Here is a 20719-nt window from a genome sequence, read left to right as displayed (position 1 = left end):
CCCAGAAAATGAATTTTGTCGCCGCGCAAGCGGGGCCCTGTGATAGGATCCGGCTAATTGACAGGGTAGCTGCGTGATCATGAATCAAGACCAACTCTTACTACGGGCGGAACGCCTCTGCGAACAACGGGGGATCCGCTTCACCCCGACCCGGCGCCAGGTGTTCCGGCTGCTTGCCGCCCACGGCAATGCCATCAGCGCCTACGATCTGCTGGCCCAGTTGCAGCAGACCGAGGCCCATGCCAAGCCGCCCACCGTCTACCGGGCGCTCGACTTTCTGCTCGAGCAGGGTTTCGCTCACAAGGTGGAGTCCCTCAACGCCTTCATCTTCTGCTGCCACTTCGACCATGCCCACCCGATGCAATTGCTGATCTGCGATCGCTGCGGGGAAGTCGTGGAGCTGCACGATCCGGCCATCGACGGCGCGTTTTCCGAGCAGGCTCATCTGCATGGCTTTACTATTACCAACAAGACCATAGAAGCCCATGGTCAATGTGCTCGCTGTTCCGACCCCGTAGGAAGTCAAGATGAAGGCTGATTTTGTAAACCCGTTCCTGCTCTCCCTGCTCAATGTGCTGTCCACCATGGCACAGCTGGAGCTCAAGCCTGGCGCCCCCAAGCGCAAGACGGATGAGCTGGCGCGCGGGGATGTGTCCGGCCTCATCGGCATGGTGGGCCCGCAGACTCGGGGTTCGCTCTCCATCAGCTTCGAGAAGGGACTGGCGCTCGAGATCATGCGCCGCATGCTGGGGGAGGCGCCGACCTCCATCAATGAGGAAGTCACCGACATGGTGGGCGAGATCACCAACATGGTGACCGGCGGGGCCAAGCGCATGCTGGGGGAGAAGGGCTACGAGTTTGACATGGCGACGCCCATCATCGTCTCGGGCCCCAATCACACCATCACCCACAGAGCCGATGGGGCCAAGATCATGATGCCGTTTGATTCGGATTATGGCCGCGCCACCATCGAAATCTGCTTCGAGTAATCATCATGTGGACTGTGCTGAAATGGAGTGTCATCGGTAGTGTGCTGCTGCTTATCCTGTCCGATATCCAGCTCAGCACCTCCATCTACAAGTACGAAGACAATCGGGTGCAGATAAACTTCCCGCGCTGGCAGGCCAAGCAGCCCTGGGCCACCCTCAGCTGGCATGCGGGTCAGACCGAGTACCAGTGGTATGGCTTCGCGGGCAAACCCAAGCCGCTATCCGTGCTCTAGCGCCAGCGTCTTTACTCACGCAGATATGCGCAAAAAAAGAGGCCAGCAGATGCTGGCCTCTTTTTTATTCTGGAAAGCGCGACACTCAGGCGGCTTCGGTGGCCAGCTTGTCAGCACTGCGTCCCACCAAGCCGAGGCCGCAGGCCAGCAGGGTCGGCAGCAACCAGGCCAGGCCCTTGTCAAACAGCGGCAGGAAGGCGAAGGCATCCATCTTCATGCCAGCGGCGCCCAGACCATCCAGACAGCCGAACACGAAAGCCACCACCAGCACGGAGCGGAACACCAGGCGTGGACGACCGAAGTAACCCTTCAGGAAGGTGACCAGCACCAGCGCCACGGCAACCGGGTAGATGGCGACCAGCACCGGGATGGAGAGGCTGATGAGCTGGCTCAGGCCGACGTTGGCGACCACGGCGCAGATGACGCCGAGCAGCACGACCAGCTTCTTGTAAGCCACGCCGGTGAGGTTGTGGAAGAAGTCGGAGCAGGCGGAGATGAGGCCCACGGCGGTGGTGAAGCAGGCCAGGGTGATGATGGCCGCCAGGATGAATTGACCCGGTTGACCGAACAGGCTCAGCACGTAGGCGTTGACGATGGCGCCGCCATTGCTGACATCGGTGGCGACACCGGCCGCGGTGTTACCCAGTTGGAACAGGGAGACATAGACCACGGACAGGCCGATGGCGGAGATGATACCGGCGATGGCCAGATACTTGAACTGGCTCTGGTAGTCGTTGATGCCTTTCTTGCGCAGCAGATCGACGATCAGGGCGCCAAACATCAGGGACGCCAGGGTATCCATGGTGTTGTAGCCTTCCAGGATCCCTTTCACGAAGGGGCTGCTCTGATAGTCACCGGCGGCGGCAGGCATGGTGCCCTGGGGCGCGACGAAGACGCCGATGGCCAGGGTCAGCAGCAGCAGCATCAGCACCGGGGTCAGGTATTTGCCGATGGCATCCATCAGCTTGCCCTGATTCATGGAGACCAGGATGGCGATGCCAAAGAAGATCACGGTGTAGGCTGCGAGCCCGGCCTGACCCATGTCGCCGATGAAGGGCTTGAGGCCCATCTCGTAGGCTACCAGACCGGTACGGGGGGCGGCGAAGGCCGGGCCAATGATGATGTAGATGGCCACGGCTAGGGCGGTGGCGATACCGGTGGGCAGCAACTTGGTCATGCCGGCCCAGCCGTTGCCCGCCTTGGCGACGGCGAGGATGGTGATGAGCGGCAGGCCTACGGCGGTGACCAGGAAGCCCAGCATGGCGACGGACAGGTGCTCACCGGCCATGTAGCCAGCCAGCGGCGGGAAGATGATGTTACCGGCGCCCAAATAGAAGGCAAAGGTCATGAAGCCCAATCCGAGCACATCGGACATGGTGAGTGATTTCGTCAAGTTCAACCTCGTCTGTCTTGCAAGCAATTGCTTGTTATCGTTTTTATTGATCGCTGAGTAATATTCCTCAGGAGTAAAAAAAAGAGCCCCGCTGTTTTTTTCATCACGACCAGTGGTTTGAGCTGGTCTTGAGCGGGTGCTCGTTTATGGAACAGCATAATGATGTGAAAAAATAGTTCAAGGCGAAATTTACATCTTCAAATAGAAGGGGTGGGCTAGTTGGATATATCTGTCGGAATAGGCTCCATCAGCAGAATGGATCAGTATTTCACCCTGTTCACACCTGTTTGATCCTCTGCCAAGTCGCAATAAAACGCGATTTGCCGCTTTCCCCTCCCTGGTGATAACAGCTACGTAACAAGCACCATACAGATCATAATCCGCCGAAATGTCCAGGATTTCAGCGGCCATGGCAGTGGGCAGCACCAGCGCCAGTTGTCCATGCTGACTCAGCAGGCGGTTACAGGCCGCCAGCAAGGCCCGGCTGTCGAGCCCCCCGGTGTGACGGGCCAGGGCTCTGGCCGGATCGCGAAACGACTGACCTGCCCCGAAGTAGGGGGGATTGGAGACGATCAGATCGTAAGGGGAGGCCTGATAATCCTGGATCGCGCGCTCGATGATGTTGACCCGTGTGGCCCAGGGGGAGGCGGCCACGTTCTCGCGGGCCTGGGCGGCGGCGGCGGGATCCAGCTCCACCCCATCGACCTGGCAATCGGCTGTGCTGCGCTGGGCCAGCATCAGGGCAATCAGGCCGCTGCCGGTGCCGATGTCCAGCACCCGGCGTGCATCCGCCACCGGCGCCCAGGCCCCCAATAAAATGCCGTCGGTGCCCACCTTCATGGCACAGCGATCGTGCTCGACGTGAAACTGTTTGAAGGTAAAACCACTGCTTCGTCCCATCTGACCCCCGTCTGCTGCCCGCTACACCTGAAAATGGTCGGCGATTATAGCGACTAAGCCATAGTCGCCATAGGAGCTGGCGGCATAATCGCCTATAATCTGCGGTTTCCTAAATGACCGAGTATTGACATGAGCCAGTCCTTTGATGATTTCGACCTGAATCCAGCCCTCAGCCGGGCCCTGGCCGAGATGGGTTTCACCCGCCCCACTACCATTCAGCAGATGGTGCTGGAGCCAGCCCTGGACGGCCGCGATATTCTGGCATCCGCACCGACCGGTACCGGCAAGACCGCCGCCTTCCTGCTGCCCGCCATGCAGCACCTGCTGGACTTCCCGCGCCGCAAGCCGGGCCCGTGCCGCATGCTGATCCTGACCCCGACCCGGGAGCTGGCGCTGCAGGTCAGCGCCCATGCCAAGGCGCTGGCGGTGCACACCCACCTCAGCATCGAGACCATCATCGGCGGCGTCAGCCATGAAGAGCAACTGCCGGCGTTGACCAAGACCACCGACATCGTGGTGGCGACCCCGGGCCGTCTGCTCGAATACATCGAGAAAGAAGAGTTCGAGAGCCACGACATCGAGGTGCTGGTGCTGGATGAGGCGGATCGCATGCTGGACATGGGCTTCATCAAGGACGTGAACCGGATCGTGGCCGAGGCGCGTTACCGCAAGCACACCATGCTGTTCTCCGCCACCCTGGAGGGCGCTGGTCTGGAGAAGTTCGCCAACGAGATCCTGAAAGATCCGGTCGAGCTGCACGCCGAGCCGCCCCGCAGCGAACGTCGCCCGATCACCCAGTGGGTGCATCTGGCCGATGACGCCGCCCACAAGCTGGCGCTGCTGATCCACATCCTGAAGGATCCGGAAACCCAGAAGGCCATCGTCTTCGTCAAGACCCGTGAGCGGCTGGCGGAGCTTTCCGGCCAGTTGCAGGCGGCCGGTGTGTCCTGCGCCTGGATCCGGGGCGAGATGGAGCAGAGCAAGCGCATCGAGTCGATCCGCAAGTTCCACGCCGGTGAAGTGCCCTTCCTCATCGCCACCGACGTTGCCGCCCGCGGCATCGACCTGCCCAACGTCAGCCACGTCATCAACTACGACATGCCCTACGGTACCGACGTCTATGTGCACCGCATCGGCCGTACCGGCCGGGCCGGCAACCGGGGTTGCGCCATCAGCCTGGTGGAAGCCCACGACATGGCCATGGTCTCCAAGATCGAGCGTTACACCGAGGAGCGTCTCAAGCGTCGGGTGATCGAGGAGCTGCGTCCGAGGCACAAGGAGGCGCGGGTGCCGGTGAAGAAGAAGAAACCGAAGGACGGCAAGAAGAAGTCTGCCAAGAAGAAAAAGAAATAATATTTGCAGCAACGGCCATCCTCGGATGGCCGTTGTGTTTTATGGGGTAGGCAAAAGCACGGCTGGCTGAATTGCGGACAGAAAAAAGCCGATGCATAGACATCGGCTAATAAAAAGTGCTTACAACAGAGGATTCATAGGTTCAGACCCGAGGATCCTGCGATTGGTTCCCTCTTTTTGTAATTAATTTTCAGTGCGCTTGAACATCAGGGTGTGAGCATCCGACTCTTGGGGCACGAAATAGTAGCCGCCTTCGTTGAAGCCGGTCAGTTGCTCCACCTCGGTCAGCCGGTGCTTGATGATGTGGCGGGCCATCATGCCGCGGGCCTTCTTGGCATAGAAGCTGATGATCTTGAACTGACCGTTCTTCTCGTCCTTGAACACCGGGGTGATGATCCGGCCCTTCAGCACTTTCGGGCGCACGGATTTGAAGTATTCGTCAGACGCCAGGTTGATCAGCACCTCATCCCCCTGGGCTGCCAGCGCCTTGTTGAGGTGTTCGGTGATGATGTCGCCCCAGAACTGATAGAGGTCCTTGCCGCGCTCGTTGTCCAGCCGAATGCCCATCTCCAGCCGGTAGGGCATCATCAGATCGAGCGGGCGCAACACCCCGTAGAGACCGGACAGCATGCGCAGATGCGCCTGAGCGAAGTCGAGATCCGCCTCGCTGAAGTCTTCTACCGCCAGCCCGGTGTAGACGTCACCCTTGAACGCCAGCAATGCCTGACGGGCATTGGCCGGGGTGAAGTCCGGCTGCCACTCGGCGAAGCGTGCCGCATTCAACCCCGCCAGCTTGTCGCTTATCTTCATCAGGCTGGCTATCTGATCCGGAGCCAGTTGGCGGGCCCGGCCGATCAGCCGGGCCGAGCAGTCCAGCAACTCGGGCAGGGTATGGCGGGACGTCACCAGCGGCGACTCATAATCCAGCGTCTTGGCCGGGGAAACCACAATCAGCATAACGATCCTTTATAGCGGTGACACACGCCCCTCATTCATCCAGGGTGACGTTGTCGAGAGTACCTGCACCCAGCTGCTCGCGGCCGGACAGCTTGATCAGCAGTCGCAGGTCGTTGGCCGAGTCGGCATGGGCAAGGGCCTCACTGTAGCCAATTTGGCCGGCACAGAACAGGGTGAACAGTGCCTGATCGAAGGTCTGCATGCCGAGTTCGGTGGATTTGGTCATCACCTCCTTGAGTCGATGCACCTCCCCCTTGCGGACGATGTCGGTGATGAGCGGGGTGTTGAGCAGGATCTCGAAGGCGGCGACCCGGCGCTGACCATTGGCGTTGGGCAGCAACTGTTGCGCGACGATGGCGCGCAGGTTGAAGGAGAGATCGAACAGGAACTGGCGATGTTTCTCCTGCGGAACCAGGTGGAGGATGCGATCCAGCGCCTGATTGGCGTTGTTGGCGTGCAGGGTGGCGAGGCAGAGGTGGCCGGTCTCGGCAAACTGGATGGCGAGCTCCATGGTCTCCTGGGTGCGGATCTCGCCGATGAGGATCACGTCCGGCGCCTGGCGCATGGAGTTCTTCAGGGCCACATCGAAAGATTCGGTGTCGATCCCCACCTCCCGCTGGGTCACCAGGCAGCGGCCGTGCTGATGCACGAACTCCACCGGATCTTCCACCGTCAGAATGTGGCCGTCGCCGTGCTGATTGCGATGGCCAATCATGGCCGCCTGGGTGGTGGATTTGCCGGCGCCGGTGGCCCCGACAAAGAGCACCAGACCGCGTTTGGCCATGGCGACATCCCGCAGCACGGGGGGCAGCACCAGCTCGTCGAAGGTCGGGATCCGGGTCTCGATGCGGCGCAGCACCATGCCCGGCAGATCCTGCTGCCAGAAGGCGCTGACCCGAAACCGTCCCAGCCCCTCGCGATGGATGGCGTAGTTGGCCTCGCGGCTGTGCAGGTAGCGCTCGAAGTGTTCCGTATCCAGGCTCTCTTTGACCAGATCCAGCGTGGCCTGCCGGTCCAGCGGGTTGTTCCCGAGGGGGACCAGGCGGCCATTGACCTTGAGGGTCGGGGGGGCGCCGACCGTGATGAACAGGTCCGAGCCCTTTTGTTCAACCAGTGCAGCCAACAGAACATCCATGTTCATAGCGTCTCCTTGGGGTAAAAAATTAGTCAAATACTGTTGGGATCGGCCGCCTTGGCCTTGGCATCGAGGGCCGCGACCACCCCCCGGTTGACCAGCTGCTTGAGGCTCTGATCCATGGTCTGCATGCCGTGGGTCATCCCGGTCTGGATCACCGAGTAGAGCTGGGCGATCTTGTCTTCCCGGATGAGGTTTCGCACCGCCGGGATCCCCATCATGATCTCGTGGGCCGCCACCCGGCCACCGCCGATCCGCTTGAGCAGGGTCTGGGAGATGACCGCCCGCAGGGATTCGGAGAGCATGGAGCGCACCATGTCCTTCTCCGAGCCGGGGAAGACGTCGATGATACGGTCGATGGTCTTGGCGGCCGACGAGGTGTGCAGGGTGCCAAATACCAGATGGCCGGTCTCGGCCGCGGTCATGGCGAGGCGTATGGTCTCCAGATCGCGCATCTCGCCCACCAGTATGATGTCCGGGTCTTCCCGCAGCGCCGAGCGCAGGGCGTTGGAGAAGCTCTTGGTGTCACGATGGACCTCGCGCTGGTTGACCAGACAGCGTTTGTTCTCGTGCACGAATTCGATGGGGTCCTCGATGGTGAGGATGTGGTGATGGAAGTTGTCGTTGATGTAGTCGACCATGGCCGCCAGTGTGGTGGACTTGCCCGAACCGGTCGGGCCTGTGACCAGCACCAGACCGCGCGGGAACTCGGCTATCTTGCGAAACATCTCCGGTGCCCCCAGATCGTCCAGGCTCAGCACGGTGCTGGGGATGGTGCGGAACACGGCGCCAGAGCCGCGCGCCTGCTGGAAGGCGTTGACCCGGAAACGGGCCATGCCGGGTACCTCGAAGGAGAAGTCCACCTCGAAGTTCTCCTCCAGCTCCTTGCGCTGGTGGTCGTTCATGATGTCGTAGATGAGGGCGTGTACTTCCCTGTGGTCCAGGGCGGGCAAATTGATCTTGCGAACCTCCCCATCAACCCTGATCATCGGGGGAACCCCGGCTGAGAGGTGTAGATCCGAGGCCTTATGCTTTACACTGAAAGCCAATAACTCTGTGATATCCATAGATTTGTTATTCTCCCATCACAAGATCACGAACGAAATATGAGCCAGATTGCCCAGCACCTGCTTCAGGTAAAGGAACGTATTGTACAGGCCGCCCGGCGGGTTGGCCGTGGTGCCGATCATATCCAGTTGTTGGCGGTCAGCAAGACCAAGCCACTCGCGGACATCCAGGCTGCCTATGCCGCGGGTCAGCGGCGCTTCGGCGAATCCTATGCGCAGGAGGCGGCGGTCAAGATCGATACCCTGCGTGCCCAGGCTGACTATGCCGACATAGAGTGGCACTTTATCGGTCCGCTGCAATCCAACAAATCCAGGCTGGTGGCGATGCGATTCGATTGGGTGCAAAGTGTCGATCGCGACAAGCTGATCGAGCGCCTCAACACCCAGCGTCCAGCCGGGTTGCCTGCGCTAAATGTCTGTCTGCAAATCAATATTAGCGGAGAGAGCAGCAAATCCGGTACGTCGGAGCAAGAGATTTTCCGATTGGCGGCGCTGGTCTCCCAGTGTGAGCGACTGCGGCTGCGCGGTCTGATGGCCATCCCCGAACACACCCGCGACGAAGCGGTATTGGCCGCGCAGATGCAGCGCATGCAGACTCTGTTCACCGAACTTGCGCGACAATATCCGAGCGTCGATACCCTCTCGATGGGCATGACCGAGGATCTCGAGCCGGCGATCGCCCATGGCAGCACCATGGTGCGGGTCGGTACCGCCATCTTCGGTGCCCGTGATTATTCATAGACCCGGAACGGATGATGCAGAGCCTGGCTGCGACAGGATCGCGAGGCCCGCATTCACGACGACATCAATGAGGAGCCTTTGATGCAGCATAAGAATTTTGCCTTTATCGAGGCAGGAAAGCAGGACTTCGCAGGTATTTCATCAGCAGGAGCGCAAGATGCAGCATAAAATCCTCGCCTTCATCGGGGCAGGCAACATGAGCCGCAGTATCATTGCCGGCCTGGTGCAGGCGGGCTATCCCGCGGATCGGATCCTGGCCGCCAATCCGAGCCGCCCCAAGCTGGACGATCTGGCCAGCCAGTTCGGCATTGGCATCACCCAGAACAACGCCGAGGCGGCCCGGGCGAGCGACGTCATCGTGCTGGCGGTCAAGCCGCAGCTGATGGCGGCCATGCTGGGTGCGCTGGTCGCCGAGCTGGGGTCGCTGGAGGGCAAGCTGCTCATCTCCATCGCCGCCGGCATCAGGGTCGAGCGGTTGCAGGAGATGGCCGGAGGTCATGGCCGGATCATCCGTACCATGCCCAACACTCCCTCCCTGCTGGGGCTGGGGATGACGGGCCTCTATGCGCCAGTCGGGATCACCCAGGAGGATCGCGATGTTGCCGAGCAGATGATGCAGGCCGTGGGCAAGACCCTCTGGACCTCGCAGGAGTCGGGCATCAATGGCGTCATCGCGGCGGCGGGCAGTGCACCGGCCTACTTCTTCCTGTTTATGCAGGCGATCGCCGAAGAGGCCGAGGCTATGGGCTTCTCCCCCGAACAGGCTCGCCTGCTGGTGCAGCAGACCGCGCTCGGCGCCGCCGCCATGGTAGAGCAGAACCCGCAGCTCTCCCTGCAGACCCTGCGCGAGCAGGTGACCAGCAAGGGCGGCACCACGGCCGAGGCCGTCAAGACATTCCAGGAGCAGGGGCTGATGCCGCTGACCGCGCGTGCCATGCAGGCGGCCGTCACTCGAGCCGCCGAAATGGAAACTCTTTTCTGAACCCTTTTTTGAACAGGAGCCCGGATGAACACCGCTTACTTTCTGATTAACACCATTTTCGATCTCTACCTCATGGTGGTATTGCTGCGCGTCTGGCTGCAGTGGGCCCGCGCCGACTTCTACAACCCCATGAGCCAGATGGTGGTCAAACTGACCAATCCGCTGGTGATCCCGCTGCGCCGCGTCATTCCCGGTTTCGGCGGGCTGGACATGGCCTCGGTGCTGCTGGCACTGATCATCGCCTTCGCCAAGCTGGCGCTGCTCAAGAGCATGAACGTGCTGTTGACCGACTGGCTCACCCTCAGCCTGTTCGCCTTCCTCACCATACTGAAGAAAGCGGGCTCCATGATCTTCTGGGTGCTGCTGATCCGCGCCATCCTGAGCTGGGTCAGCCAGGGTCGCAACCCCATCGAATACGTGATGCATCAGCTGACCGAGCCCTTCCTGGCACCGATCCGTCGCATCCTGCCGGCGTTGGGTGGACTGGATCTTTCGGTGCTGGTCGCCTTTATTGCGCTGCAAGCCATAAACTATCTGTTAGGAGATCTGTTCGGCCAGCTGTGGTGGATGATCTGATGCCAGCCGTCCTGCAAGAGGGGGACGGGATGACGCTACATCTCATGATCCAGCCCAAGGCGAGCCGGGATCAGATCGTTGGATTGCATGGCGACGAGTTGAAAGTGGCCATTACGGCGCCGCCGGTGGATGGTCAGGCCAATGGCCATTTGATCAAGTACCTGGCCAAGCAGTTCAAGGTGGCCAAGGGGCAGGTTCGTATCGTGCGGGGGGAGCTGGGGCGACACAAGACGGTCACCATCGAAGCGCCAAGGCAGATCCCCGCCGAGATTGAAGCCCTGCTGGAGAGCGGAACACGAGAAGGATGACATCATGAAAACAGCCTGGATTAGCTGCCTGCTGGCACTGTTGATGACGCTGCCGTTGCGGGCCGAACAGATGAAGGAGCTGGGCCCCTGGCAGGTGCATTACAACGCCTTCAACTCCAGCTTCCTGACGCCCGAGGTGGCCAAGGCCTACGGTCTGGAGCGCAGCCGTTACAACGGCATCATCAACATCGCGGTGCAGAACAAGCAGGGGGTTGCCCAAGCGGTGGGCATCAGCGGCGAGGCCAAGAATCTGACCGGTACCATCCGTACCCTGAGTTTTCAGGAAGTGAAGGAGGGGGAGTCCATCTACTATCTGGCGGTGCTGCCGTATCGCAATGAGGACACCTACCAGTTCACCCTGAAGATCATGGGGGAGGGCCAGCAGCAGACCCTGACCTTCCAGCAGACCTTCTACGTCGACTAGACGCCACCTTGTTCGATGAAATACCCAGAACCGGCCGGTTCTGGGTATTTTTTTAGCCGGGATCTGCCCGGCGGCGGCTTCAGCGGCTGGCCAGCGGGTAGGTGAACAAGGCCAGGTGGGCGAAATTGAACAAGAAGTGCAGCAGGATGGCGACGCCGAGGCGTCCGCTCCACTGGAATGCCAGTCCGTAGCAGGCCCCTGCCAAGGTGGCAAACAGCATCAGCAGCGGGCCGCCGGCCAGATGCGCGGCCCCGAACAGCAGGCTGGCGACCAGGATGCCCACCCAGAGCCTGGTGCGCTTGGCGATGGCTTGCTGGATAACGCCCCGAAACAGCGCCTCTTCCGCCACGCAGGTGAACAACAGGTTGTTGAGGGCAAACAGCCACCACCAGTGGGGCAGACCCAACTCCGGCTTGAGGGCGCCAAGTTGCCAGGCGAGGATCAGCTGCGCCGCCAGTGGCAGGATCAACAGGGCCAGCGGCCGCCAGCGGATCGCACCCGCCGGACCGAGTAGGGCGGGCCAGGCCAGCAACAGACCGAAGAAGATCAGCGGCTTGTCCAGATTGAGATAGAGACTGAAGGGCACGCTGGCGGGGCCGGCCAGCACCCGATCCAGCACCCTGGGATTGTCAAACCCCGGCACCAGATGCAGGGCCAGGGCGATGGCCCACAGCAGCACCAGGCCGAGTGCGATCCCGCGCCAGGGCAGGGGCAGCCTGGGCGTTCGCCAGGCCAGCAACAGGCCGGCGAGGCTTGCCAGCAGGGCGATGGGAGAGAGTCGCTCACACCAGAGCGCGGCCAGCAGGGCCACCCCCAGCAGGAGCAGGCCGGGCTGTTGCTGACGAGCGAGACAGAGCAGCACGGCCAGCGCCAGCGCCCCCCAGATCAGGGCATCAGATAGCGGTAATAGCGGTAACATTGAGTCTCCTTGCGTCGTCGAGGGGGGGCACCTTAACGATCCGCCATGCTGTGACACAAGGGTCAATAAGCTGGTCGGATCCCTGCCGTCCCCTGGTTTGCTGCCTGAATGGTGCCTATTTGCCCATAAAAAAGCCGGAGCAGAGGCTCCGGCTATTGCTGTCTCACTTGCGACTTTGTGCCATTTATTGGCGTCACGGTGGAATATAAGGCAGGTTTTTTTATTAAAAATAGATGATTATCGGCCAGATTCGGCGATCACCCGAGCGATGATATCGGCCCGCTTGGTGGCTTCCAGCTCGCCCAAGGCGATCAGGCCGGCCTTGAAGATCACGTTCTTCGGCAGGCTGACGTCGTCCAGGGTGGTGATGGCCTCCACGTGCATGCCGTTCAGACGGCTGGCATCACGCGGGCTCAGGTTGACCTGGGTATTCATCACCTGCTTGCCCTTCTTCTTGGCGGGCACGGCGGCTTTCTGGCTGGATTCCTGTTCTTCGTCTTCCGGCAGTTCATCATCAAAATCGTAAATAGACATAGTCAATCCTGTTGGGTTGCTGCGGGCATGCTGCCCGACATATAGAGGGTAATCAGCCCATATCCTCGTTGCGGATAAAGGCGCGCCAGGAGGCAAGCACCTGGGCAAAGTCTTCCAGCCCGCACATGGCCAGCTGCTCATCATCGTAGTAGGCGAGATCGTCGAGATCCTCGTCCAGCGAGATGTTGAGGACGTTGGCTTTCACCTCCGCCTCCTCATGGGTGAGCAACAGCGAATAGTCGCCGCCGGGCAAGCTGTATTCGACCAGGGCGCGGCTGGAGAGGCGGTCGATGATGTTGAACAGCTCATCGAGTTTCTCCTCATCCTTGCCCACCTCGTCGATCAGCCATTGGCCGATGGCTTCATGGCCCATGGAGAACCGGGCGCGATAGCCACCGAACGGGTCGCGGCGAAATTCATAGTCCATAGCGGGATCCATAGCGAAAGAGTGGGGCATCACCACGGCGTGGCATCTGGCGCCAAATCGTGATCCATGGTGGGGCACACCTGAGGTAAAGTGGCCTATTCTAGCGATCCCCCCCGCGCTTGTCTTGATGATGTGGCATCTTTGCAGCGTTACCTCGTTTTTTGTTCGGAGATCCCATGCAGTTACATGACGCGCTCGCCCACCAGATTGTCAGCCGGGCGATGAAGATCCTGTCGTTCTCAGTCAAGGTGGGTGGGGAAGAGCATGGCCTCGTTATCGCCATCGACGCCATCGGGAGATCTTATGCGGCTCAATGACGCGCTCGCGCATCAGATTGTCAGCCGGGCGATGAAGATCCTGTCGTTCTCGGTCAACGTGATGGACGAGCATGGCCTCATCATCGCCTCCGGCAACCCGGAGCGGCTGCACCAGCGCCACGAGGGGGCGGTGCTGGCGCTGACCGAGAACCGGGTGGTGGAAATAAGCGACGCCACCGCCCGCCAGCTCAAGGGGGTGCGCCCCGGCATCAATCTGCCCATCGCCTATCAGGGGGAGCTGCTCGGGGTCATCGGCATCTCGGGGGACCCAGACGAAGTGCGTGCTTACGCCGAGCTGGTGCGGATGACCGCCGAACTTATCCTGGAGCAGGCGGCGCTGACCGAACAGTTGCAGTGGGACAAGCGCCACAAGGAGGAGCTGGTGTTGCAGCTCATCCGTGGCGAGGGGCGAGTCGATCAGTTGCAGCAGGCGGCCCGCTTCCTCGATCTGGATCTGGCCCAGCCTCGGGTGGTGGCCGTGCTGGCGCTGGAGGAGGCGGATCCCGCCCGGCTGCGGGAGCTGGTGCACCTGCTGGAGAACCCGGAGCGGGACAACCTGGTCGCCATCAACGGCCTGGACGAGATAGTGGTGCTCAAACCGGCCCAGCTCAGCGACGGGGTCTGGCAATCGGCGCAGGAGCGCAGCCGCATCAAGCAGTTGCTGGCGCGCATCCCCCACTTCAAGGTGCGCATCGGGGTGGGTGATTACTTCGCCGGGATCGACGGGCTGGCCCGCTCCTACCAGACGGCGCGGGACACCCTGCGCCGTGGCATGCGCCAGGCACCGCGCAAGCAGACCTACTTCTTCGAGGATTACCGGCTGCCGGTGCTGCTCGGCAGTCTGGCGGACTCCTGGCAGGCGGATCAGCTGCGCGCGCCCCTGCTCAGGCTGGCGCAAGAGGATACAAAGGGAACGCTGCAAAAGACGCTGCGCCAGTATTTCTTGCAGGACTGTGATCTGCATCCCTGTGCCGATTCACTGTTCATCCATGCCAACACGCTACGCTACCGCCTGACCCGGATAGAGCAGATAACAGGATTAAGTTTCAACAAGTTAGACGATAAATTCCTGCTCTATCTCGGGCTCAATCTCGACGGCTGATTTGTTCGTTTGAACAAATATAAAGGTCCCGTAAAGGTAAGCTTTGGCTTTTTCACCAAAGCATTCCGGACGGGGATCACCATAATGGCGGCCACTTATTACTATAAAAGGTGCCCGTCATGATCCCTGTATCCGCGCTCGGCGCTCTCGCCGCGCTCTCCATCGCCATCTTCCTCATCCTGAAGAAGGTACCGCCCGCTTACGGCATGATCGTCGGCGCCCTGGCCGGTGGCCTGATCGGCGGCGCCGATCTGACCCAGACCGTCGCCCTGATGATCGGTGGCGCCCAGGGGATCACCACCGCCGTGATGCGGATCCTGGCGGCCGGTGTGCTGGCGGGCGTGCTGATCGAATCTGGCGCGGCCACCACCATCGCCGAGACCATCGTCAAAAAACTTGGCGAGACCCGTGCCCTGCTGGCCCTGGCGTTGGCCACCCTGATCCTGACCGCAGTCGGCGTCTTCGTGGACGTGGCCGTCATCACGGTCGCCCCCATCGCCCTGGCCATCGCCCGCCGCGCCGATCTCTCCAAGGCGGCCATCCTGCTGGCGATGATCGGCGGCGGCAAGGCGGGCAACGTCATGTCCCCGAACCCGAACGCCATCGCCGCGTCCGACGCCTTCCACCTGCCGCTCACCTCGGTGATGGCGGCCGGTATCATCCCGGGTCTGTTCGGGTTGGTGATGGCCTACTGGCTCGCCAAGCGTCTGAACAACAAGGGCAGCAAGGTTGCGGCCGAGGAAGTGGTGAGCTTCGACGGTGTCGCGTTGCCGGGCTTCTTCGCCGCCATCAGCGCCCCCCTGGTCGCCATCCTGCTGCTGGCCTTGCGTCCCGTCGCCGGTATCGTCGTGGATCCGCTCATCGCCCTGCCGCTCGGCGGCCTGGTCGGCGCCCTGATGATGGGCAAGTTCAGCAAGGTGAACCAGTTTGCCGTCTCCGGGCTGGCCCGCATGGCGCCGGTCGCCATCATGCTGCTGGGGACTGGTACCCTGGCGGGCATCATCGCCAACTCCGGGCTGAAGGACGTGCTGATCAGCGGCCTGACCGCCTCCGGTCTGCCCTCCTACCTGCTGGCCCCCATCTCCGGTGCACTGATGTCGCTGGCGACCGCCTCGACCACCGCCGGTACCGTGGTGGCGTCCAACGTGTTCAGCTCCACCCTGCTTGAGCTCGGCATCACCAGCCTCGCAGGCGCCGCCATGATCCACGCCGGTGCCACCGTGTTTGACCACATGCCCCATGGCTCCTTCTTCCACGCCACCGGGGGCAGCGTCCACATGGGCGTGAGCGAGCGTCTCAAGCTCATCCCTTACGAAACCGCCGTCGGTCTGACCATTGCTGCCGTCTCCACCCTGATGTTTGGCGTGTTTGGTCTCGCCTAAGGAACTGATATGAAAATTGTTATCGCACCGGATTCATTCAAGGAGAGCCTGAGCGCCATGGCGGTGGCCGATGCCATCGAGGCTGGTTTCAAACAGGTGTTGCCCGACGCCACCTACGTCAAGCTGCCGATGGCCGATGGCGGCGAGGGGACTGTCCAGTCCCTGATCGATGCCACCGGTGGCCGCATCCTGCCGGTGGAAGTCACTGCTCCGCTCGGCAACAAGGTGCAGGGCTTCGTCGGCCTGCTGGGGGATGGCGAGCGCGCCATCATCGAGATGGCAGCCGCCTCCGGCCTGCATCTGGTCGAGCCGGAACTGCGCAATCCGCTGCTCACCTCTACCGTCGGTACCGGCGAGCTGATCCTGGCGGCGCTGGAGATGGGGGTGAAACACCTGATCCTCGGCATCGGCGGCAGCGCCACCAACGATGGCGGCGCGGGGATGATCCAGGCCCTCGGCGGCAAGCTGCTCAAGAGCGATGGCACTCCCATCGCGCTGGGAGGGGGTGGTCTCCTTGATCTGGCCAGCATCGACCTGAGCGGACTGGATCCGCGCCTTGCCGGGATCACCATAGAGGTGGCCTGCGACGTGGACAATCCGCTGTGCGGCCCGACAGGTGCCTCCGCGGTGTTTGGTCCGCAGAAGGGTGCAACCCCGGCCATGGTGGCCCAGCTGGATGCCAACCTGGCCCACTACGCTGGCTGTATCGAGCAGACCCTGGGCCGCCAGGTGAAGGACATGGCCGGTGCCGGCGCCGCCGGTGGCATGGGCGCGGCCCTGGTCGGCCTGCTCGGTGCCGAGCTCAAGCCCGGCATCCAGATTGTCATAGAAGCGCTGAAACTGGCCGAGGCGGTGGCGGATGCGGATCTCGTCATCACCGGCGAGGGCCGCATCGACAGCCAGACCATCCACGGCAAGACCCCCATCGGGGTGGCCCGCTGCGCCAAGCAGTTTGGCAAGCCGGTGATCGGCATCTCGGGTTGCCTCACCGACGACTACGGTGTGGTGCACGAGCACGGTCTGGACGCGGTCTTTGCCGTGGTCAACCGCGCCATGTCCCTGCCGGAGGCGCTGGCGACGGCCACCACCAACCTGCAACTCACGGCTCGCAACGTGGCCGCCCTCTATATGCTGCGCAAGTAATCCCTTCTGGCCGGTGCGAAGCGCCGGCCATCCCCCGTCCCGTGTAGCGGATGTGGTTGGCTGCTTGGCAGCAAACGCTCTGACGCACCTTGCCGATCCCCGATCGGCTTTTTTCATTATCCCGCTGTCTTTTATGTGGTTTTTGTATTCTGGCCGAAGGCTTTGCGGCATAGTGATCCCCCATACTGTGAGGGGAAACCCATGATCTTGCTGACCCTGGGGGTAGTGCTATTTACCCTGATCCATCTCTATCCCTGCTTCGCCGCCCCTCACCGTGCCCGGTTGCGGGATCGGCTGGGGGAGCACCGTTACAAGGGGCTCTTCTCGCTGCTGGTGTTCGTCGCCATCGCCTGCATCATCGCCGGCTGGCGCACCTCCAGCCCCCTGCCGCTCTATTTCCTGCCCGTCTGGGGCCCCGCGCTGGTGATGGGAACCATGCCCGTCGCGCTGATCCTGCTCTGCGCCGGCCAGGGTGCGAACCATTTCCGGCGCTGGCTGGTGCATCCCCAACTGCTCGGCACCCTGCTGTGGGCGGGGAGCCATCTGGCCGTGAACAGCGAGGCTCGCTCCCTGATGCTGTTCGGTGGACTGGGGCTCTGGGCGCTGGTCAGCATCGTCTGGATTTCGGTGCGTGACTGGCAGCAGAAGCCGCGACCCGAGGCGAGCTGGCAGGGTACCGGGATCTGCGTGGGCGCCGGCCTGGTGCTGACGGCACTGATGATCTTCTGGGGCCACGGCTGGCTGACCGGGATCCCCCTGTACTGATCCCCGGGGCGAGATCTCGCGTATGATGCGCAAAGATGCGAGGAGTCACGTCAATGAAATGGTTCAGCCTGTTGTTGCTGCTCGGTGCGAGCACGGCCTCTGCGGTTTGTCCCGACTACTTCAATGTGGAGCAGCGGGAGCTCAACGGCACCCAGCGCCACAACCTCTGCCAGTTGACCGAAGGCAAGGTGGTGCTGGTGGTCAACACCGCCTCCTACTGCGGTTATCGCGGCCAATTCGCCGATCTGGAACGGCTCTATCAGGGTTACAAGGAGCGGGGGCTGATCGTGCTGGGTTTCCCCTCCAACGACTTCTGGCAGGAGTCAGGGGATGAGGGCAAGACCGCCGCTGTCTGTCGGCGTGACTACGGCGTGACCTTCCCCATGTTCAACCGGATCGCCGTGCGCGGGGACGATGCCAGCCCGCTCTACAAGGGACTGGCGGCCGCCGCCGGCGGCGATGCCCCTGGCTGGAATTTCCACAAGTACCTCATTGGGCGCGATGGCAAGCTGATCGCGAGTTACGGTGCCAAGCAGAGTCCGGATGCCGATCCGCTGCTGGCTGCCGTGAAACAGGCCCTCGATCACTAGGCCTCGTCGGGCGGCTCTGGAATAATGGCGTCAGTCTCTTCAATCTGGTGATCCCGTGCTGCAACGCCTTCCTCAAATGGTGATCTTCGATGCCCTGGTCCGTGAGCAGGGCATCTCCGCCGCTGCACGGCGGCTCGGCGTCTCCAAGTCCCACATCAGCAAGCAGCTGGCCCTGCTCGAGACCGAGCTCGGTGCCCAACTGGTGCAGCGCACCACCCGTCGTTTCGCCCTGACCGAGCTTGGCCAGGAGTATGCCCGCCACTGCCGTGCCTTGGTGGCGGTGGCGCAGGAGGCGGACTCCATGGTGGCGGAACGCCGTGGCAAGGTGAGTGGCGTGCTGCATCTGGGGGTCGGCCAGTCGTTTGGCCGGCTGCACGTGATCCCGCGCCTCAAGGCGTTTCAGCAGCGCTACCCCGAGCTGGAGCTGGAAGTCTCGTTGTTCGATCACAGCGCCAATCTGGTGGATGAGGGGCTGGATCTCTGGATCACCACCGTCGAGGACAAGCCTCAGGGGTTGGTGGGGCAGCGGCTGGCGGATATCCACTTCGTGCTGGTGGCCTCGCCCGACTACCTGCTGAGTCACGGTACCCCGCTGCAGCCCAGGGATCTGGCCCAGCATAACTGCATCACCTACCAGAGCCGGGAGCGGCGCTACCACGAATGGTCGTTCCGCCAGGGCAAGGAGCGGCAGACGGTGCAGGTGGCGGGCAATTACCGGGTGGATCTGGCGGAGGCGGTACGGGACGCCGCTCTGGCCGGGCTCGGCATCGCCTATGTCGCCAACTACTTGCTGGACAAGGAGTTGCAGTCCGGCCAACTCATCTCCCTGCTGCCCCAGTGGCGACCGAACCAGAAGATGGCGGTGCACGCCGTCTATGCCAGGCGCGAGCATCTGGATCCCAAGATCCGGCTGTTCATCGATTTCCTCAAGGAGAGCTTCGGTCCCGAACCCTATTGGGAGCAGCGGCTCGCCCCCTGGCTTGGCGGCAAATTGTCCAGCCCTGTGGAATGATCGTTTCCATATACGAACGCTGGCTTTCTCCTGATACCAAAATTGAACCAAATCAGCAGCTTGGCGCAACCGATATCGTGCAAACGTTTTTGCTAACAGAGTTGTAACCAAGCAGGCTTGCAGTGAGCGCGCGGGAGGAGCAGAATCCGCGCCCATCTTTTACCCCACTAGATGGAATCCCTATGATTGCCCTGCTTGGCATCCTGAGTATCCTGGCGATGGCCGTACTCTGCTCTGATAATCGTCGTCGTATCCCGTTGCGAACAGTGGGCTTCGCCCTCTGCCTGCAAGTGCTCTTCGCCGCGCTGGTACTCTGGCTGCCTGCCGGTCAGCATGTGCTGAACGGAGTGAGCGAGAGTGTCAGCAGCGTGATCGGCTACGGTCAGGAGGGGATCGCCTTCTTGTTCGGCGATCTGGCCAAGTTCAAGCTGGGCTTCATCTTTGCGTTCAACGTGCTGCCGGTGATCATCTTCTTCTCTGCCCTCATCGCCATCCTCTACCACATCGGCTTGATGCCCAAGGTGATCGCCCTGCTCGGTGGCGGCCTGCAAAAACTGCTGGGTACCGGCCGTGCCGAGAGCCTCTCCGCCACTGCCAACATCTTCGTCGGCATGGTGGAGGCGCCGCTGGTGGTCAAACCCTACCTCTCCAAGATGTCCGACTCCCAGTTCTTTGCGGTGATGAGTTGCGGCCTGGCCTCGGTGGCCGGTGGCACCCTGGTGGGTTACGCCAGCATAGGGGTCGAGCTGAAATACCTGATCGCGGCAGCCTTCATGTCGGCGCCAGCGGGTCTGGCCATGGCCAAGATCCTGGTGCCGCCCAGTGCCGATGAGGTGGATCACCATCAGGACGTGGAGATGCCGCGCTCGACCAACGTGATCGAGGCGGCGGCCGATGGCGCCATGGCGGGTCTGAACATCGCGGTGGCGGTGGGGGCCACCCTACTGGCCTTCGTCGGGGTGATCGCCCTGCTCAACGGCCTGCTGGGCTGGGCCGGCGATCTGGTGGGGCTGGAGCTGAGCTTCCAGATCATCCTGGGCTGGCTGTTTGCCCCCGTCTCCTGGCTGATCGGCGTGCCCTGGGGCGAGGCTCAGGCGGCCGGCGCCCTGATCGGCACCAAGATCGTCATCAACGAGTTCGTCGCCTTCATCGCTCTGGTGCAGGATCAGACCCTGAGCGAGTCGAGCAAGGCCATCGTCACCTTCGCCCTGTGCGGCTTCGCCAACATCTCCTCCATGGCGATCCTCATCGGTGGCCTGGGGGCCATGGTGCCGGAGCGCAAGTCCTTCATCGCCCGTTACGGCATGCGCGCCATCCTGGCGGGGGTGCTGGCGAATCTGATGAGCGCCTCCCTGGCGGGGTTGTTCCTCGCCCTCTGATTTGACCCTGGGTTAGCACCTTCCGGTCAAGGCCTGCTTCGGCGGGCTTTTTTGTGGCCAGGCGACAGGCAAAAAAAAGCGCCTCTGGGGA

The 20719-nt window shown here is 61.9% G+C and carries 25 protein-coding genes; 17 read left to right on the top strand and 8 right to left on the bottom strand.

All coding sequences use genetic code 11. The annotated features are described in order from the left end of the window. Positions 1-79: 79 nt before the first annotated feature. The 3 genes from zur to ACZ9IL_RS15015 are packed head-to-tail and all read left to right on the top strand — an operon-like array spanning position 80 to position 1222. Positions 80-538, top strand: coding sequence for a zinc uptake transcriptional repressor Zur (zur, locus tag ACZ9IL_RS15025; protein WP_476004208.1), 459 nt, complete (start codon positions 80-82; stop codon positions 536-538). Then, positions 528-989 (top strand): chemotaxis protein CheX, encoded by a 462-nt coding sequence (locus tag ACZ9IL_RS15020; protein WP_033129238.1) that lies wholly within the window; start codon positions 528-530, stop codon positions 987-989. The genes zur and ACZ9IL_RS15020 overlap by 11 nt, the downstream gene beginning before the upstream one ends. A 5-nt stretch (positions 990-994) precedes the next feature. After that, complete coding sequence (locus tag ACZ9IL_RS15015; RefSeq protein ID WP_476004207.1) at positions 995-1222, top strand: hypothetical protein; 228 nt, start codon at positions 995-997, stop codon at positions 1220-1222. Positions 1223-1307: 85 nt separating this feature from the next. On the opposite strand, the gene brnQ is transcribed toward ACZ9IL_RS15015, so the two are convergent. Beyond that, the gene (gene brnQ, locus ACZ9IL_RS15010; protein WP_476005363.1) at positions 1308-2597 is read right to left on the bottom strand and encodes a branched-chain amino acid transport system II carrier protein; all 1290 of its coding nucleotides are present in this window, start codon (positions 2595-2597) and stop codon (positions 1308-1310) included. 207 nt (positions 2598-2804) lie between these two features. After that, positions 2805-3515, bottom strand: coding sequence for a tRNA1(Val) (adenine(37)-N6)-methyltransferase (locus tag ACZ9IL_RS15005; RefSeq protein ID WP_476004206.1), 711 nt, complete (start codon positions 3513-3515; stop codon positions 2805-2807). 129 nt (positions 3516-3644) lie between these two features. Between ACZ9IL_RS15005 and srmB the strand changes: the two genes are divergently transcribed. Beyond that, positions 3645-4868, top strand: coding sequence for an ATP-dependent RNA helicase SrmB (gene srmB / locus ACZ9IL_RS15000; protein ID WP_476004205.1), 1224 nt, complete (start codon positions 3645-3647; stop codon positions 4866-4868). A 183-nt stretch (positions 4869-5051) separates the two neighbouring features. Here the strand turns inward: srmB and yaaA are convergent, their stop codons facing one another. From yaaA to tapT, 3 genes are read right to left on the bottom strand one after another with little or no spacing between them, the layout of a single operon-like run. Beyond that, entirely contained in the window at positions 5052-5825 is a 774-nt protein-coding gene (yaaA, locus tag ACZ9IL_RS14995; RefSeq protein ID WP_476004204.1) for a peroxide stress protein YaaA, read from the bottom strand. A 31-nt stretch (positions 5826-5856) separates the two neighbouring features. Next, the gene (locus ACZ9IL_RS14990) at positions 5857-6966 is read right to left on the bottom strand and encodes a PilT/PilU family type 4a pilus ATPase (RefSeq protein WP_476004203.1); all 1110 of its coding nucleotides are present in this window, start codon (positions 6964-6966) and stop codon (positions 5857-5859) included. Between the two features lie 26 nt (positions 6967-6992). Then, complete coding sequence (gene tapT, locus ACZ9IL_RS14985; protein ID WP_476004202.1) at positions 6993-8027, bottom strand: type IVa pilus ATPase TapT; 1035 nt, start codon at positions 8025-8027, stop codon at positions 6993-6995. A 39-nt stretch (positions 8028-8066) separates the two neighbouring features. Here tapT and ACZ9IL_RS14980 point away from each other — a divergent pair, with 39 nt between their 5' ends. The 5 genes from ACZ9IL_RS14980 to ACZ9IL_RS14960 all read left to right on the top strand — a co-directional run bounded on the left by ACZ9IL_RS14980 (position 8067) and on the right by ACZ9IL_RS14960 (position 11058). Beyond that, a complete protein-coding gene (locus ACZ9IL_RS14980; RefSeq protein WP_476004201.1) occupies positions 8067-8768 on the top strand; it encodes a YggS family pyridoxal phosphate-dependent enzyme in 702 nt (233 codons plus the stop codon). A 157-nt stretch (positions 8769-8925) separates the two neighbouring features. Next, a complete protein-coding gene (gene proC, locus ACZ9IL_RS14975) occupies positions 8926-9750 on the top strand; it encodes a pyrroline-5-carboxylate reductase (RefSeq protein ID WP_476004200.1) in 825 nt (274 codons plus the stop codon). Positions 9751-9774: 24 nt separating this feature from the next. After that, entirely contained in the window at positions 9775-10326 is a 552-nt protein-coding gene (locus ACZ9IL_RS14970; protein WP_476004199.1) for a YggT family protein, read from the top strand. Beyond that, the gene (gene yggU, locus ACZ9IL_RS14965; RefSeq protein ID WP_476004198.1) at positions 10326-10634 is read left to right on the top strand and encodes a DUF167 family protein YggU; all 309 of its coding nucleotides are present in this window, start codon (positions 10326-10328) and stop codon (positions 10632-10634) included. Before ACZ9IL_RS14970 ends, yggU begins: the two co-directional genes overlap by 1 nt. Positions 10635-10638: 4 nt before the next feature. Continuing rightward, positions 10639-11058: a DUF4426 domain-containing protein gene (locus tag ACZ9IL_RS14960; RefSeq protein ID WP_042643266.1), complete on the top strand. Its 420-nt coding sequence runs from the start codon at positions 10639-10641 to the stop codon at positions 11056-11058. Between the two features lie 79 nt (positions 11059-11137). On the opposite strand, the gene ACZ9IL_RS14955 is transcribed toward ACZ9IL_RS14960, so the two are convergent. The 3 genes from ACZ9IL_RS14955 to ACZ9IL_RS14945 form a co-directional block, all read right to left on the bottom strand. Continuing rightward, on the bottom strand, positions 11138-11977 hold the full coding sequence (locus ACZ9IL_RS14955) for a lysostaphin resistance A-like protein (protein WP_476004197.1): 840 nt from the start codon (positions 11975-11977) through the stop codon (positions 11138-11140). Positions 11978-12214: 237 nt separating this feature from the next. Then, the gene (locus ACZ9IL_RS14950; RefSeq protein ID WP_476004196.1) at positions 12215-12511 is read right to left on the bottom strand and encodes a hypothetical protein; all 297 of its coding nucleotides are present in this window, start codon (positions 12509-12511) and stop codon (positions 12215-12217) included. 52 nt (positions 12512-12563) lie between these two features. Then, complete coding sequence (locus tag ACZ9IL_RS14945) at positions 12564-12938, bottom strand: YacL family protein (protein ID WP_476004195.1); 375 nt, start codon at positions 12936-12938, stop codon at positions 12564-12566. Positions 12939-13114: 176 nt separating this feature from the next. On the opposite strand from ACZ9IL_RS14945, the gene ACZ9IL_RS14940 reads away from it, so the two are divergent. From ACZ9IL_RS14940 to ACZ9IL_RS14905, 8 genes are all read left to right on the top strand, one after another. After that, a complete protein-coding gene (locus ACZ9IL_RS14940; protein ID WP_476004194.1) occupies positions 13115-13255 on the top strand; it encodes a hypothetical protein in 141 nt (46 codons plus the stop codon). Next, positions 13242-14357, top strand: a complete 1116-nt coding sequence (locus ACZ9IL_RS14935) for a sugar diacid recognition domain-containing protein (RefSeq protein WP_476004193.1) — start codon at positions 13242-13244, stop codon at positions 14355-14357. Before ACZ9IL_RS14940 ends, ACZ9IL_RS14935 begins: the two co-directional genes overlap by 14 nt. Before the next feature lie 119 nt (positions 14358-14476). Continuing rightward, on the top strand, positions 14477-15739 hold the full coding sequence (locus ACZ9IL_RS14930; RefSeq protein ID WP_476004192.1) for a GntP family permease: 1263 nt from the start codon (positions 14477-14479) through the stop codon (positions 15737-15739). A 9-nt stretch (positions 15740-15748) separates the two neighbouring features. Then, positions 15749-16882, top strand: a complete 1134-nt coding sequence (locus ACZ9IL_RS14925) for a glycerate kinase (protein ID WP_476004191.1) — start codon at positions 15749-15751, stop codon at positions 16880-16882. Positions 16883-17083: 201 nt separating this feature from the next. Then, positions 17084-17647 (top strand): NnrU family protein, encoded by a 564-nt coding sequence (locus tag ACZ9IL_RS14920; protein WP_476004190.1) that lies wholly within the window; start codon positions 17084-17086, stop codon positions 17645-17647. Positions 17648-17700: 53 nt separating this feature from the next. Further along, a complete protein-coding gene (locus ACZ9IL_RS14915; RefSeq protein ID WP_476004189.1) occupies positions 17701-18237 on the top strand; it encodes a glutathione peroxidase in 537 nt (178 codons plus the stop codon). A 76-nt stretch (positions 18238-18313) separates the two neighbouring features. Continuing rightward, a complete protein-coding gene (locus ACZ9IL_RS14910; protein WP_476005362.1) occupies positions 18314-19249 on the top strand; it encodes a LysR family transcriptional regulator in 936 nt (311 codons plus the stop codon). A gap of 182 nt (positions 19250-19431) precedes the next feature. After that, a complete protein-coding gene (locus ACZ9IL_RS14905; protein WP_476004188.1) occupies positions 19432-20628 on the top strand; it encodes a NupC/NupG family nucleoside CNT transporter in 1197 nt (398 codons plus the stop codon). The last annotated feature ends 91 nt before the right edge of the window (positions 20629-20719 follow it).

It is taken from the genome of Aeromonas sp. TECH754, from assembly GCF_056279295.1.
Note: the sequence above shows the minus strand (reverse complement) of the source record. Positions and strands in the feature narration are given on the sequence as shown.